Origin of the sequence: Thalassolituus sp. UBA2590 (genome assembly GCF_002339775.1) — a bacterium.
Taxonomy (GTDB): Bacteria; Pseudomonadota; Gammaproteobacteria; order Pseudomonadales; family Oceanobacteraceae; genus Thalassolituus.
The window spans coordinates 26,351-40,851 of sequence record NZ_DDKU01000158.1 but is presented as its reverse complement, the minus strand read 5'-3'; the positions used below and the strand labels follow the sequence as shown (position 1 = coordinate 40,851).

General features: G+C 52.4%; 13 protein-coding genes and 1 pseudogene. 9 read left to right on the top strand and 5 right to left on the bottom strand.

What is annotated here, in order from left to right; genetic code table 11:
• Nucleotides 1-359 (bottom strand): annotated as a pseudogene (locus tag B2067_RS13465) (2-isopropylmalate synthase); the annotation flags it as partial.
• A gap of 288 nt (nt 360-647) precedes the next feature.
• Here B2067_RS13465 and B2067_RS13460 point away from each other — a divergent pair.
• From B2067_RS13460 to tadA, 6 genes are all read left to right on the top strand, one after another.
• Nucleotides 648-1,133, top strand: a complete 486-nt coding sequence (locus tag B2067_RS13460) for an Lrp/AsnC family transcriptional regulator (protein WP_076515195.1) — start codon at nt 648-650, stop codon at nt 1,131-1,133.
• A 42-nt stretch (nt 1,134-1,175) separates the two neighbouring features.
• The gene (locus B2067_RS13455) at nt 1,176-2,789 is read left to right on the top strand and encodes a sensor histidine kinase (RefSeq protein ID WP_301378078.1); all 1,614 of its coding nucleotides are present in this window, start codon (nt 1,176-1,178) and stop codon (nt 2,787-2,789) included.
• Nucleotides 2,790-2,864: 75 nt separating this feature from the next.
• The gene (locus B2067_RS13450; protein WP_068435511.1) at nt 2,865-3,224 is read left to right on the top strand and encodes a translation initiation factor Sui1; all 360 of its coding nucleotides are present in this window, start codon (nt 2,865-2,867) and stop codon (nt 3,222-3,224) included.
• Nucleotides 3,225-3,226: 2 nt separating this feature from the next.
• Nucleotides 3,227-3,775, top strand: a complete 549-nt coding sequence (locus B2067_RS13445; protein WP_301378079.1) for an NAD(P)H-dependent oxidoreductase — start codon at nt 3,227-3,229, stop codon at nt 3,773-3,775.
• Nucleotides 3,768-5,606 (top strand): monovalent cation:proton antiporter-2 (CPA2) family protein, encoded by a 1,839-nt coding sequence (locus tag B2067_RS13440; RefSeq protein ID WP_301378080.1) that lies wholly within the window; start codon nt 3,768-3,770, stop codon nt 5,604-5,606. Before B2067_RS13445 ends, B2067_RS13440 begins: the two co-directional genes overlap by 8 nt.
• Entirely contained in the window at nt 5,596-6,123 is a 528-nt protein-coding gene (tadA, locus tag B2067_RS13435; protein WP_281251176.1) for a tRNA adenosine(34) deaminase TadA, read from the top strand. The genes B2067_RS13440 and tadA overlap by 11 nt, the downstream gene beginning before the upstream one ends.
• A 19-nt stretch (nt 6,124-6,142) precedes the next feature.
• Here the strand turns inward: tadA and mltF are convergent, their stop codons facing one another.
• Nucleotides 6,143-7,588 carry a membrane-bound lytic murein transglycosylase MltF gene (gene mltF, locus B2067_RS13430; protein WP_301388773.1) on the bottom strand — a complete coding sequence of 482 codons (1,446 nt, stop codon included), beginning with the start codon at nt 7,586-7,588 and terminating at the stop codon, nt 6,143-6,145.
• A 287-nt stretch (nt 7,589-7,875) separates the two neighbouring features.
• On the opposite strand from mltF, the gene purL reads away from it, so the two are divergent.
• From purL to B2067_RS13415, 3 genes are all read left to right on the top strand, one after another.
• Nucleotides 7,876-11,754: a phosphoribosylformylglycinamidine synthase gene (gene purL / locus B2067_RS13425; RefSeq protein ID WP_301378082.1), complete on the top strand. Its 3,879-nt coding sequence runs from the start codon at nt 7,876-7,878 to the stop codon at nt 11,752-11,754.
• Nucleotides 11,755-12,113: 359 nt separating this feature from the next.
• Complete coding sequence (locus B2067_RS13420) at nt 12,114-12,662, top strand: NADPH-dependent FMN reductase (RefSeq protein WP_301378083.1); 549 nt, start codon at nt 12,114-12,116, stop codon at nt 12,660-12,662.
• Nucleotides 12,650-13,198, top strand: a complete 549-nt coding sequence (locus B2067_RS13415; RefSeq protein WP_301378084.1) for a GNAT family N-acetyltransferase — start codon at nt 12,650-12,652, stop codon at nt 13,196-13,198. Before B2067_RS13420 ends, B2067_RS13415 begins: the two co-directional genes overlap by 13 nt.
• An 84-nt stretch (nt 13,199-13,282) precedes the next feature.
• Here B2067_RS13415 and B2067_RS13410 read toward each other — a convergent pair whose 3' ends face one another.
• The 3 genes from B2067_RS13410 to B2067_RS13400 are packed head-to-tail and all read right to left on the bottom strand — an operon-like array spanning nt 13,283 to nt 14,163.
• The gene (locus B2067_RS13410) at nt 13,283-13,507 is read right to left on the bottom strand and encodes a CopG family antitoxin (protein WP_301378085.1); all 225 of its coding nucleotides are present in this window, start codon (nt 13,505-13,507) and stop codon (nt 13,283-13,285) included.
• 34 nt (nt 13,508-13,541) lie between these two features.
• Nucleotides 13,542-13,829, bottom strand: coding sequence for a NadS family protein (nadS, locus tag B2067_RS13405; RefSeq protein WP_301388771.1), 288 nt, complete (start codon nt 13,827-13,829; stop codon nt 13,542-13,544).
• Nucleotides 13,822-14,163, bottom strand: a complete 342-nt coding sequence (locus B2067_RS13400) for a type II toxin-antitoxin system RelE/ParE family toxin (RefSeq protein ID WP_301388770.1) — start codon at nt 14,161-14,163, stop codon at nt 13,822-13,824. The genes nadS and B2067_RS13400 overlap by 8 nt, the downstream gene beginning before the upstream one ends.
• Nucleotides 14,164-14,501 lie beyond the last annotated feature (338 nt).

Here is a 14,501-nt window from a genome sequence, read left to right as displayed (position 1 = left end):
TCGTAGGTGCGTTCAATCAGTTCATCGCGTGCCTGTACCAGTACCTGAACAGTGACATCTTCTGGTATCTGGCGGGCCTCGATCAGCCAGCGGGCGAAGTCGAAGTCAGGTTGTGACGCCGATGGAAAACCGATTTCAATTTCTTTAAAGCCCATGCGCACCAGCAAGGCCCACATCTGTTTTTTCTGCTCAACGGTCATAGGATCAATAAGCGCCTGGTTACCATCACGTAGATCCACAGAACACCAGAGTGGCGCTTTGCTCAGGGCGTTCGATGGCCACTGGCGGTCGTCAAGCGTCACGCGCGGAAAGGCGCGGTATTTGGTGTGATTGAAGCGTGGGTTCGTAGGCGTCGTCATTGTCGTATCCGTTATCTGTCCGTTGGTTCTGAATGGGTAGTTTCAGTTGGTTTTAAGACTGTCTGGCTGGCCCGTAACTGCCTTTTGAGTGTTACTTCGGTCAGCTTTTTGAGCTTCCCGCCACCGGGCTCTGATTGGAGTCACCGGCTGCCTTCACAGTATGGATATAGTGTATGCCTGTTATTGCGAAGAATGATTGCAAATGTGCCTTTCAAAACGATTGATCGAGCAATAAGTATCTGTAATTATAATATTTATTGGCTAAATATTGCTTCTGAGGGCGAGCCGATGGCTAAAATAACTCCTGTGGTGCTTGATCGCACCGACCGACACCTCCTGGAGCTCCTGCAGCAGGATGGCAGTCTCAGTAATCTTGAGCTTGCCGATAAAGTCGGCTTATCTCCGTCGCCGTGCTCGCGCCGTGTGAAAGCGTTGGAGGATAGCGGGCTGATTACGGGCTACCGGGCGCTGTTAGACGCCCGTAAGCTTGGCCTCGACCTGCTGGCACTGATCAATATCAGCATGGACCGTCATACCCCAGAGCGTTTCAATAACTTCGAGGAGAAGCTGACCGCCTGCCCGGAAGTGCTGGAGTGCTATCTGATTACCGGCCAGTCAGCCGATTATGTGCTTAAGGTGCTGGTAGAGGACATGGACGCCTATCAGCAGTTTCTTTTGGGCACCCTGACACGGATTGAAGGCGTCAGCGGCGTACACTCTTCATTTGTAATGCGTAAAGTTGTGGACCGTACTGCGATTCCAATTCCCCGATAGGGTCTATACTTCGGGATACATTACAGAATCTGAGTGTCGCCAGTGACTTCGATTGATAAAAAGCTCACCCTTCAGGTAGTTATCTGGAGCCTTCTTGCCGGACTGGTTTTCAGCGGCATACAGATGGTGGTGGATTATCGCGATGCTCAGAAAAACTTTGATCAATCTGTTAATACCCTGTTAGAGCGATCTACCTCTACGGCTGCGCTGGCACTGTATAACTATGATCAACGCAGTCTGACCGCAGGGCTCGATAGTATGCTCACCCACCCTGGGGTTGTTGCTGCCCAGGTCAGCGAAGTAAATACTGACTTTATGATCCGTCAGGGCAGTGTGTCTGGTCGTCAGGAGTTACTGGAATTCACCACCGAGCTCTTCGTGCCTCAGCAGTATCGCACGGCCAACGCCGCGCCGCCGTCGGTCATTGGGGAAGTCACGCTTTTTGCTGACAAATCTGAGATCAACGCAGGTTTCGAGCGCCGCGCAATCATTGTGCTTCTGGCAGATCTGGGCCGCACAGTAACACTGATCGTTGTTCTTTTGATTGTACTTCGTTTACGTCTGACTGGGCCGGTCCGACGCCTGACCCGGCGCTTGATCGAAACCGACATTCATAGTCCTACTCAACTTAATATCGAAGTCGAGGAGTCGCTGGCTGGTACAGAGCTGGATGACCTGACATCGAAGATGCGTGATCTCTTATCGGCGATGCAATCGCAGATGGAGCGGCGACAGGCCGCTGAGCAGAAAGCGAAGCAGTTGAATGAGCAGTTGGAAGAAAAGGTACATGCCCGAACGCGCGAACTGCACGAGAGTAATACTAACCTGCAAGCCAGCCTTGATCAGTTGCAAAAAATGCAGGCGCTGCTTTTGCAGGCCCAGCGAATGGCCTCTCTGGGGCATCTTGCTGCCGGCGTCGCTCACGAAATCAATAACCCTGTCGCTGTGGTGTACAGCAATATCGCGACGTTGAGTGAATATCTCAGTGAGTTGATCAGCCTCGCCGAAGAGTATCAGCATGCCGAAGATAAAATTAACGATAACGAATTGCGCTTAGCGCTGGAGAAAATGCGCGAGGCGATTGACCTGGCCTTCGTGAAAGACGATGGGCCAGAGTTAATTTCAGCATCGAAACATAGCCTTGAGCGGGTCAGGAATATCATCAGTGAATTGAGAACCTTTGCCGATTCTGACTCGCTCGAGCGTGAGAAAGTGCGGCTGAATGATCTGTTGCGCGAAGCTGTGCGCACAGTCGATGGCTGCCAACGGGATGAAATCCGACTGATCAGTCTGGTCGACGAGGATCTTGAGGTCGAGGTTGTTCCATCTCAGGTGAGACTAATCCTCGGCAAAATACTGGAAAATGCCTGTGAGGCAATGCCAGCGGGGGGCAATATCGAAATTGCTTCGGAAGTCGATGATGCCAACATCAACCTGGTGATCAAAGACAGTGGCTGTGGTATGGATTCGGGCCAGTTGGAAAAAGCGATCAACCCTTTCTATAGCAATAAGGCCGTCGGTGAGGGAACCGGCCTGGGCCTGACCGTCGCCTACAACCTGATGTTAAATCAGGGCGGTGAATTGAGCATGGCCAGTGAGGAAGGTCATGGCACTATGGTTGTTCTTAAGTTTCCCAGAGATAATGTGCTCTTCTGAAGCGCTCCCCTGATTGAACCCATCTCCCGGTTAGGGTAGTTTCCAGCTGAACTGCTCTGACAACGGAAACACGTCATGTCTAAAAAATCTTCATCTGGTGGCCTGGTTTACTCCACTGAATTTGGTCGTGCCTGCCCGGGTTGCGGCGAGCCTGTTGATCAGTGTGTCTGTGATCAGGAGCAGGTGCCCGAGGGCGACGGTATTGTCAGGGTCGCGCGTGAAACCAAAGGTCGCGGCGGCAAGGTCATGACTCTGGTGTCGGGCGTGCCTCTTGTTGGTAGTGAGTTGAAAACACTGGCAAAAGAACTGAAAAAGAAGTGTGGTACGGGCGGTGCTCTCAAAGATGGTGTGATTGAGATTCAGGGCGAACAGCGTGATCTGCTGGTCTCTGAGCTGACTAAGCGTGGATTTACTGTCAAAAAAGTAGGGGGCTGATATTGGCCAAGGCTCTGATTGTCTATGCTCATCCTGCGCATCAGCGCTCAAGAGCAAATCGTGCTCTGTTGAACCGGATCAGCGATCTGCATAACGTCACCGTGCATGATCTATATGAAACCTATCCGGATTTCTTTATCGACGTAGAGGCCGAGCAGAAGCTGCTTCTGGAACACGACGTTATCGTAATTCAGCATCCTGTGTACTGGTACAACATGCCAGCGCTTTTGCGTGAATGGCAGGATCTTGTATTGGAATACGGTTACGCCTACGGGCGTAAGCAGCAGCGTCTGGCAGGCAAATATATGTGGGTTGTATTGACGGCCGGGGCACCAGAGCATACTTACAGCGACACTGGTGTTAATGAGCGCCCGTTGAGTGAGTATTTTCTTCATTACCCGCGGATGGCGAACGTTTGTCATCTGGAAATGAAACCCACCTTTGAGGTTTATCATGGTCGTCATTCTCCGGATGAGGACCTTGATAAAACGGTTGAGCAGTATCGGTCCTGTCTGTTGAAGTACCTGAAGGAGCACCCGGGCGATGCATGAAGCTGGCTTCCTTATGCAGGCGTTTGTCTTTCTGGCCGCCGCGGTGATTGCGGTGCCTATTGCAGCGCGCCTTGGCCTGGGCTCTGTTCTCGGCTATCTCTGTGCGGGCGCTGTGATCGGCCCGTTTGCGCTGGGTCTGATTGGTCAGGATATCGAAGAGGTGATGCACTTCGCTGAGTTCGGTGTCGTGATGATGCTGTTTCTCGTGGGGTTAGAACTTGACCCATCGAAGCTCTGGCGCATGCGTGTACCCATTGTGGGTATGGGCGGGCTGCAGGTCGTACTCACTACTGCCGTGATTGCCGGTATAGCGCTTATCTATCTCGACAACTGGCAGCATGCGGTCGTCGTCGGCATGGTTCTGTCGTTATCATCTACCGCCATTGTTCTTCAGACCCTGAACGAAAAAGGTCTGATGAAAAATGACAGCGGCCAGTCCGCATTTGCCGTGCTGCTGTTTCAGGATATTGCCGTCATTCCTATGCTTGCCGTGCTGCCGTTGTTGGCGGTGGCTGAGGTCGGTACTTATAGCGATAAACATAATCTGCCGGGCTATCAGAGTGCTCTGATGGTATTGGGTGTGGTTATCGGGATCGTTGTTGTCGGTCGCTGGCTGAGCCGCTCGGTATTCCGCATTATTGCTGAAACCCGTCTACGCGAAATGTTTACTGCGACAGCACTCTTTCTGGTGGTCGGCATTGCTTTACTGATGGAGCACATTGGTCTGTCTCCGGCGCTGGGTACGTTTGTCGCTGGTGTGGTTCTGGCGAACTCTGAATATCGCCATGAATTAGAAGCCGAGGTCGAGCCTTTTAAAGGGCTGCTGCTGGCGCTCTTCTTTATCTCTGTGGGGGCCTCGATCGACTTTGCGCTGCTGATGGAAAACCCATGGCCAATTTTCGCCATGGTTGGCGGACTGGTACTGATTAAGCTGGTGATTCTGCTGGTACTGGGTAAGGCCTTCGGCCTCAGTAGCCGCAGTAATGCCATCTTTACTTTCTCGTTGGCGCAGGCCGGTGAATTTGCTTTTGTGCTGTTCAGTTTTGCATCTGCGCAGGATGTATTGCCGCCATACATTATTGACCCACTGACGCTTGTTGTTGCTTTATCGATGGCACTGACACCATTACTGTTTGTTATCAATGAGCGCTTTGTGTTGCCGCGCCTGCGCGGAGTGAAAGCATCCGAACGTCCCCACGATGCGATTAAACAACCGGAAGGGAAGGCGATCCTTGTAGGGTTTGGTCGTTTTGGCCAGATTGTAGGGCGTCTGTTGCGTATGAACGGCTTTGAAATTACCGTACTTGAGCACGATGCTGCTCAGGTGGATCTTGTCCGTAACTTTGGCCACAAAGTTTACTACGGTGATGCCGCCCGGATGGATCTGCTGGAAACCGCAGGCATTGAAGACGTGGATTTGCTGGTACTGGCGATTGATGATCATCAGCGGATGTTGAAAACCATCCATCAGGTTAAGCGTCATCATCCGGATATTAAGATTCTGGCGCGAGCCGCTGGGCGCCGTGAGGCCGCTGAATTAATTCACGCCGGTGCTGACCATATTGAGCGGGAAACCTTTGATTCGGCGCTGTCGATGGGCCGTATGGCACTTTCGCTGATGGGATTCCGTGCCTACCAGGCACAACGAGCGGCACAGCTGTTTAAGCACCACGACAAGAAGAGCCTGTACGCTCTTAGTGAAGTAATCGAGGACGATAAGAAGTATCTGACGGTTGCCAAACAGCACGCCACCGATCTGGAAAAAGTGCTTAAGTCAGACGATCAGGCGAATACCGAACTCGACGACAGAGGCTGGGACAGTGGCAGTTGATCCTGTGAGTCTGTGCGGCCTCGACATTGCCGATGATGAGGCGGGCATGGCCTGTGCCCTTGAGCTGGCAGCTCTGGCAGCAGAGCAGGGTGAAGTGCCAGTAGGGGCTGTGATCGTCAGTGAGGGCAAAATCATTGGCGTCGGATCAAATTCGCCGATCACTGGTCTCGACCCAACTGCTCACGCGGAGGTTAACGCGATTCGTGATGCTGCACAGCGGATCGGAAACTACCGGCTGAGTGGCGCGACGCTCTATGTCACAGTTGAGCCCTGCAGTATGTGTTCAGGTGCGATTATTCACAGCCGGATCGGGCGGGTGGTTTACGGCACTACCGAGCCCAAAGCGGGCGTGGTGGAAAGCGCTGAGTGCTTCTTTGAAAAGCCCTTTCTGAACTGGCAGGTAGAGGTCGTGGGCGGCGTAAAGGCTGAGCAATGTGCTACCACCATGACCGAGTTTTTTGCTGCGCGAAGAGCAGGTAAAAAGAAGCTCAAGAAAGCCTCGCCTGCGGCAGACTGAATTTTAAGTACTTTGCGCTTCAGAGCAGGGGTGGAATAACCGTCACGGGCACATCGGAGTCCTGAATGCTGTCGTTGTCGGTCTCGTCTGCGACAACCTGCTCTTCATTCCAGATCAGAACATCGTAATAACGACGGATATTCTGAACATAGGTCACTGGCTCCTGGCCACGCGCATAGCCATAACGCGTCTGGCGGTAGTAGCGCTGCTGAGTCAATAACGGCAGTACCTTTTTCACATCGATCCACAGATCCGGGTTACGCCCTAGTTTCTCCGCCAGTCTGCGGGCATCCTCAAGGTGGCCGAAGCCGACGTTGTAGGCGGCCAGCGCCATCCAGGTGCGGTCCGGCTCGTGCACTGACTCATCGAGACGCTCGCGTAACCCAGCGAGGTAACGGCTACCGCCAGCAATACTCTGTGATGGGTCGAGGCGGTTGGTAACGCCTAGCTCACCTGCGGTTCTCAGGGTCAGCATCATCAGGCCTCTGACGCCTGTGAATGAACGCGCGCGTGGATTCCAGTGACTTTCCTGATAGCCCATAGCGGCGAGCAGGCGCCAGTCGAAACCGTGTTTCTCCGCGGCTGCTTTGAAGTCTTTCTCGTAGCGGGGCAAGACCTTGCGGCTATGACGCAGGAATCGATGAGCGCCGACATAGTCAAACTGCCCGACGTGACCATAAAACCGCTCAGACAGTTCGGCCATGAGTACGCCGGTCTCGGGGCGGTAGAAAAAGTCGAAAGTCCGGTCGCGCAGAGAATCATCTGCGCGGCGCGGCATAACCCAGGCAACGGTCTGAATTTCACCCAGAGTAAATGCGACATCGAGGTTCGGAAGGTACGAACGCATGAGGCGAAATTCGTTCGAGTTCACCAGCGTAAAATCCAGCTCGCGGTCAGACACCATCTGCAGCAGGTCAGACGCATCCAGCTCGCTGGTTTCCCGCCATGAAAGCGAGGGCAGCTCGGTTTTCTGCCAGTGCCTGAGCGTACGTGCGTGCCGTGACTTAGCCGGAACCATCAGGCGCCCGGTTTGCAGGTCTTCAATCGATTCAGGTTTTGTGGTGCGCAGACGGTAAACGATCTGCTCTGATATTGAGGAGTAGGTTGGGCCATACACAACCGGGTAGCCTGATGTCTGCTCTTTGGTGAACCCCGCTGCTGATATATGTGCATCGCCATTTTCGAGAGCTTCCATGGCTGTTTGCAGATTATCAACGACCATCAGTTCAAGCTCTACGCCCAGGTAATCCGCAAAAGACTCGACGAGTTCGTACTCGTACCCTGTCGCGCCGTGGCGCTCTTCATAATAGGTGGTGGGATTGTTACGTGTAACAACGATCAGACGACCATCTTCAATAATCCGGTCGAGCAGAGTGGGGTGTCGGCTGCTCACAAGCAGTGCAACCACAACGAGTGTGGTCAGTACACGTCTTGTATTCCTTATGGTGTTCAGCAGCCTGGTCATAAGTATTTTACATCTCCCTTGGACTTGAGAGTTTAGCTCCTGTGAATGAGTTAAAACAGCGATGCGGGAGAATTTTACCTTCGCCTTAAGCAGTGAATTGCAGGTAGTACTTTGAAATATATACAGAAAATAGAGTTTGTCTGGCACAACATGCCACTCTGACCTCAGGAACAGACTGTTCTTTCAGTCATATCTGTTTTTCTATTGCTTCACCTTCCGTATGGCAGATGAAGGGCTGATCCAGTACAATTCGGCCTCATTTTTTTCCTGTTATGAGTCGAACCACCATGCTTGAGCTGCGTGGCGCCCCGGCGCTTTCCTCATTCCGTCAGAACAAAATCCTTAACAAGCTGCAGTCAGCGGTGCCAGCAGTAACCGGCGTGTACGCCGAATTCATGCACTTTGCTGATCTGAAAGCCGATTTGAATGACGCTGAACTCACTGTCCTTGAGCGCATTCTGCGCTATGGGCCAAAGGCTGAGCAGAAAGACGGAGCGGGTGAGCTGTTCTTAGTCGTACCGCGTTTTGGCACGATTTCGCCATGGTCTTCTAAGGCAACCGACATCGCTCATAACTGTGGCCTGAGCAATGTGGATCGTCTTGAGCGTGGTGTTGCTTACTACGTTGAGGGTGCAACAGCAGCTGACCGTGATGCCGTGGCTGCAGCACTGCACGACCGCATGACTGAAGTGGTACTTGAAAACAGCGCCGCCGCTGAGAACCTGTTCTCTCACGCTGAGCCTGCGCCGCTGAGCACCATTGATATTCTGGGTGGTGGCCGTGATGCACTGATCGCTGCTGACCAGAACCTGGGCCTGGCTCTGGCCGACGACGAAGTCGACTACTTGGTTGAAAACTACATAAAGCTGGATCGCAACCCGACTGACGTCGAACTCATGATGTTCGCCCAGGCGAACTCCGAGCACTGCCGTCACAAGATCTTTAACGCCAGCTGGACGATTGACGGCGAAGACCAGGACAAATCCCTGTTCGCCATGATCAAAAACACTTACGAGTGTTACAACGAAAACATCCTGTCTGCGTATAAAGACAACGCCTCTGTGATCCGTGGTCATCACACTGGCCGTTTCTTCCCCAATCCAGATGGCCGTGAATATTCTTACCATCAGGAAGAAATGCACATCCTGATGAAGGTTGAGACCCACAACCACCCAACCGCGATTGCACCGCACTCTGGTGCAGCAACCGGCTCCGGCGGCGAGATCCGTGACGAAGGCGCAACTGGCCGAGGCTCTAAGCCAAAAGCGGGTCTGACTGGTTTTACTGTATCTGACCTGAAAATTCCGGGCTTCGAACAGCCATGGGAAAGCCAGTACGGCAAGCCTGATCGCATCGTATCTGCCCTCGATATCATGATCGAAGGCCCTATCGGTGGTGCAGCATTTAACAACGAATTCGGTCGTCCGAACCTGTGTGGTTACTTCCGTACCTTCGAACTGCAGCACGATGGCGAAGTTCGTGGTTACCACAAGCCAATCATGATTGCGGGTGGTTACGGCAACATCCGTGACGAGCACGTACAGAAGGGTGATATCCCTGTTGGCGCACGCCTGATCGCACTGGGTGGCCCTGCGATGCAGATTGGTCTGGGCGGTGGCGCTGCGTCGTCTATGTCTTCTGGCCAGTCGAATGCCGACCTAGACTTTGCCTCTGTACAGCGTGAAAACCCAGAAATGGAACGTCGTTGTCAGGAAGTTATTGACCGCTGCTGGCAGCTGGGTGACAAAAACCCAATCGCCTTTATCCACGACGTAGGTGCGGGCGGTCTGTCTAACGCCTTCCCGGAGCTGGTATCTGACGGCGGCCGTGGCGGTAAGTTTGAACTGCGTAACGTACCAAACGACGAGCCGGGCATGAGCCCGCTGGCGATCTGGTGTAACGAATCTCAGGAACGCTATGTAATGGCCGTTGCGGAAGAAGACATGGACGCGTTCGACGCTATTTGTGCCCGTGAGCGCTGCCCATACGCCGTAGTCGGTATCGCCACCGAAGAAGAACACCTGACCGTGACCGACAGCCACTTCGACAACAGCCCGGTAGACCTGCCCTTAGAAGTCCTGCTGGGTAAGGCTCCACGTATGCACCGTGACGTTGCGACCCGTGGCAAAGCCGAAGAGAGCTTCACCAGCGCCGGAATAGACATGACGGACGCCGCTAAGCGCATCCTGACGCTGCCTACCGTGGCGAGCAAATCTTTCCTGATCACCATCGGTGACCGTTCTATTACCGGTACCGTTGCGCGTGATCAGTTCGTTGGCCCTTGGCAGGTGCCAGTGGCTGACGTTGCCGTAACGACCTCGTCTTACGACACCTACGCCGGTGAAGCGATGGCGATGGGTGAGCGTACCCCTGTTGCACTTATTGACGCACCAGCATCTGGTCGTCTGGCAGTGGCCGAAGCCATCACCAACATCGCCGCAGCACCCATCAACAAATTGGCTGACATCAAAATGTCGGCTAACTGGATGTGTGCAGCGGGTCACGAAGGTGAAGACGCCAAACTGTACGACACCGTAAAAGCCGTGGGTATGGAACTCTGCCCAGAGCTGCAGGTAACTATTCCTGTGGGTAAAGACTCTATGTCGATGAAGACCCGTTGGAATGATGCAGGAGAAGACAAGGCCGTTACTGCGCCTATGTCACTGATCATCACCGGCTTCGCGCCAGTGTCTGATGCACGCAAAGTACTGACGCCAGAACTGAAGCGCATTGACGAAGCCTCTGACCTGATTCTGGTCGATCTGGGTCGTGGTCAGAACCGTCTCGGTGCTTCCTGTCTGGCACAGGTATTCAACCGCGTGGGTGATACTGCGCCGGATCTGGATGACGCAGAAGACCTGAAAGCCTTCTTCGCTGTGGTACAGGGCCTGAACGCTGATCGCAAACTGCTGGCATACCACGACCGTTCAGACGGTGGTCTGTTTGCCACCCTGACCGAGATGGCGTTCGCTGCGCATACGGGTCTGGATATCAAACTGGACTTATTAGCAGAAAACAAAGATGAGCTTGCCGCAGCCCTGTTCGCTGAAGAACTAGGTGCAGTCATGCAGGTAAAACGTGACGATCTGGAAGAAGTACTGGCACAGTTTGAAGCGGCGGGTCTGGGGGACTGCACTCAGGTGATCGGTACGCTGAATGACGACGACCAGATTACCTTCAGCTTCCAGGACGAAGAATTCCTCAGCGAAAGCCGCGTGACCTGGCAGCGCCTGTGGGCACAGACCAGCTACGAAATGCAGGCATTGCGTGATAACGCCGACTGCGCGAAGCAGGAATTTGATGCTCTGCTCGATGCAGAAGATCCGGGTATCCACGCTGAACTGACCTTCGATATTAATGAAGATATTACAGCGGATCTGGGCGACGAGCGTCCGCTGGTAGCGATTCTGCGTGAGCAGGGCGTTAACGGTCAGATCGAAATGGCTGCGGCCTTCGACCGCGCTGGTTTCGCCACTGTTGACGTACACATGAGCGACATCCTGTCGGGCAGCGTAACGCTTGAAGGCTTCCGTGGTCTTGTGGCGTGCGGCGGCTTCTCGTACGGCGACGTACTGGGTGCCGGTGAAGGTTGGGCGAAATCGATTCTGTTTAACGAACAGGCTCGTGGTCAGTTCAAAGCCTTCTTCGAGCGTAATGACACCTTCGCACTGGGCGTATGTAACGGCTGTCAGATGCTCTCCAACCTGCACGAACTGATCCCAGGCACTGAGCACTGGCCGCACTTCGTTCGCAACACCAGCGAACAGTTCGAAGCCCGTGTTGCTATGGTTGAAGTTCAGGAATCGGATTCTGTCTTCCTCGCAGGTATGGCCGGCTCACGTATGCCAATCGCCATCGCCCACGGGGAAGGTCGTGCAGAATTCGCCGACGAATCAGACATCGACGAACTGGCAGGCCAGATTGCACTGCGCTACACCGACAACTACGGCAAAGTCACCGAGCAATACCCACTGAACCCGAACGGTTCACCGCAGGGTATTACCGGCCTGACCGCTGCCGACGGCCGCGTCACCATTATGATGCCGCACCCAGAGCGTGTATTCCGCGCGATCCAGAACAGCCATATTCCAGGCGACTGGGACGAGGACGGTGCTTGGATGCGTATGTTCAGAAATGCGCGGGTGTGGTGCTCTGAGAATAGCTGATAAGTAGGGTAGGCGATGCCTACCATGCCTGCCCATAAAGAAAGCCGCTGGTCAGTAATGATTAGCGGCTTTTTGGTTCTCTGGGAATCTATAGGTAAATCACACCATGTAGGAGCGATTCAGCCAGCTTGCTTGGCTATTCGCGATCAACTGCGGGTATCACTGTAGGAAGGAATATGACTCCCTCATACAATTACCGGATAAGGTTTTATCGAGCAGTGTATATGGAGTAGTCTGGCAATCTGGTTGGATGAAAGGGCGCTTTCTATACTAGCAGCCGGAGGCTATTCTTTGTCCCGAGAGCGATACCGATTGTGGAGGTACGCTACTTATGAAATTACCGTGTTAGCTAGGATGCTATGAAAATACTCGCTATATCAGGAAGTTCCCGCAGATTATCTACGAATACAGCCTTGTTGAATGCAATGAAGGATACGGCCCCCGAAGGGGTCGAACTTACAGTTTTCAGTAGTCTTGATTCCCTACCCATTTTCTCTCCAGATGCAGAAGGCGCCTTAACACCAGATGTGGTTTGTGACTTTATCAAGTTAGTTCAGGAGTGCGATGGCCTGATTATCTCAAGCCCAGAATATGTCAGAGCCATTCCCGGCGGGCTGAAGAACGCAATCGACTGGATGGTTTCTCGATTTGAAATTGTCGATAAACCAGTAGCGTTAGCGCATGCCTCTCATCGTGGAGATGATATGCTTTATTCATTGAGGCTGGTTCTTTCGACGGTAAGTAGTAAATTTTTTGAGGACCATTTTTTGCGTATCCCCCTTATTGGTAAAACGCCTGATGAAGTATATGAATTACTTAGAAGCACTGAGTTGCAGAAGGACGTTTCTAGGTTTCTTCATGCTTATTTGGCTGAAATTAGGGGAGGTAGTACACAATGCACCAACTGACTTTTAATAATCCGATATCAAGCTTTGAAGATCTGGTTATCGTTTCTCAACGCATTTCCTTGACTCCTATTTCTGAACGGTTTCGAGAGGATATTTATCGCGAATTCACATCAGAAATTACTCGCTACATGATGCCGCCTCCACCACAGGATATCTCCGAAACGCTTGAGTTCATTCGCAGCAGTATTGAAGGTATGCAGCGCTCGGAAGAGTTAGTGTTTGTAATAGTTGATACTGAAGGGCAATTCCTCGGATGTGCTGGTTTGCATTCTCGTGAGTCTTCACTTACTCCAGAGCTAGGTATCTGGGTTAAAAAATGCGCTCATGGAAGCGCTTTGGGTCGGGAGGCCGTGCGCTGCCTGAGGGACTGGGCTTCTGAGAATCTGAAACTCAGTTACTTTATCTACCCAGTTGAGAAGAAGAATCTGGCAAGCAGGAAAATTGCTGTGTCGCTAGGCGGAGAGATTATTAAAGAACAGAAAACATTGTCCTTGTCGGGTAATCTGCTAGATGAAGTGGTTTATCATGTCCCATAGCATCTGATTCCTAGAATCACAGACAGGGTGATTCGAAAATAGCCTGGGAATACTGACTGAATTGCTACCGCAGAAATCAGAATCTCAAGACTTCGAATGCCACGAAATATCCACTTCACGATGCTGCGCTACGCAGTCGCGCAGGTACAGGTTGATCAGGCTCTGATAGGGGATGCCTTTTTCTTCGGCCATGTCTTTAAGGTATTCAATCACGTCTTCGCTCAGGCGCATGGTGACTGATTTCTTCAGTTTTGAAGCGTAAGGATTTTTACGCGACTTCATTTCTGATAAATCGTACTCATCTTTCATCGAATACCCCCATTTTACGAAAGCTTCGTTCTAATCAGTCCGCCAGCGCCCGCAACACCAGCTCAGGCTCCCTCGCCACAACATTCAGCAATACCAAAGCCGGACCTTGAGGGGAGCGATCACCGCGCTCCCAGTGGCGCAGGGTACTGACGCTGATGCCAAAGGCAGATGCAAACTCATTCTGTGACATATCCAGTTTTGCCCGGATAGCCTTAACATCTAAAGGGCCAAACTCATGTATGACGGCTTTTTGGGATTTGCCCTTAGAAAACTCGACGGCTTCTTTCAGCCCTTGTTCGATACTTGCGAATGCATTACTCATCAACATCACCATAATGCTTACGTAACAGGTCGGTGAGTCTGGCCAGGTCGTTTCGCTCAGCCTTGCTGAGATTAGCCTTTTCACCCTTCCCAAAAACAGTCAGAAGAAAGAGGGGCATGGTTCCGTTATGGTAGAAGTACACGACACGTGCACCACCGCTTTTACCTCGCCCTTGAGCAGACCACCGTAGCTTTCGTATTCCGCCAGTTCCTTGCAGGATGTCGCCAGCCATAGGATGACGTGCTAAGTAATTGATAATACTCAGCTTCTCTTCATCCGTGAAAAGATTGCTAGCTCGCTTCTGAAATTCAGGGAGCTCTACAATTGTCTGCATGGTTATTAGTGTAATCCAATGGATTATACTTCAGCTAGATGCAGGCATAATAGTCCGGTTTACATAGACGTCACAGCGCCGGTCACTGCTGAGGTTGTTCGCGAATAGCCACGCAAGCTGGCTGAATCGCTCCTATAGGGTGGTTTGAAGCCTGAACCGTGTATTGTCCGATACGCTGTCGGGAATAAGATTCTCTCCTACAAGCGTGGGATTAGGTTTCATCGAGCAGGGTATCGCGAATAGCCAGGCAAGCTGGCTGAATCGCTCCTACAGGGTGATTTGAAAGCTTAACCGTGTATTTGCTGGGAATAAGATTCCCTTCAGTTGAGTGGCGACCA

What these genes read in the sequence shown, in the direction of transcription:
- mltF (WP_301388773.1), bottom strand. Translation starts at nt 7,588, where the DNA reads ATGACCAGGCTGCTGAACACCATAAGGAATACAAGACGTGTACTGACC.
- nadS (WP_301388771.1), bottom strand. Translation starts at nt 13,829, where the DNA reads ATGAGTAATGCATTCGCAAGTATCGAACAAGGGCTGAAAGAAGCCGTC.
- B2067_RS13440 (WP_301378080.1), top strand. Translation starts at nt 3,768, where the DNA reads ATGCATGAAGCTGGCTTCCTTATGCAGGCGTTTGTCTTTCTGGCCGCC.
- purL (WP_301378082.1), top strand. Translation starts at nt 7,876, where the DNA reads ATGCTTGAGCTGCGTGGCGCCCCGGCGCTTTCCTCATTCCGTCAGAAC.
- B2067_RS13415 (WP_301378084.1), top strand. Translation starts at nt 12,650, where the DNA reads ATGCACCAACTGACTTTTAATAATCCGATATCAAGCTTTGAAGATCTG.
- B2067_RS13410 (WP_301378085.1), bottom strand. Translation starts at nt 13,507, where the DNA reads ATGAAAGATGAGTACGATTTATCAGAAATGAAGTCGCGTAAAAATCCT.
- B2067_RS13400 (WP_301388770.1), bottom strand. Translation starts at nt 14,163, where the DNA reads ATGCAGACAATTGTAGAGCTCCCTGAATTTCAGAAGCGAGCTAGCAAT.
- B2067_RS13420 (WP_301378083.1), top strand. Translation starts at nt 12,114, where the DNA reads ATGAAAATACTCGCTATATCAGGAAGTTCCCGCAGATTATCTACGAAT.
- B2067_RS13460 (WP_076515195.1), top strand. Translation starts at nt 648, where the DNA reads ATGGCTAAAATAACTCCTGTGGTGCTTGATCGCACCGACCGACACCTC.
- B2067_RS13450 (WP_068435511.1), top strand. Translation starts at nt 2,865, where the DNA reads ATGTCTAAAAAATCTTCATCTGGTGGCCTGGTTTACTCCACTGAATTT.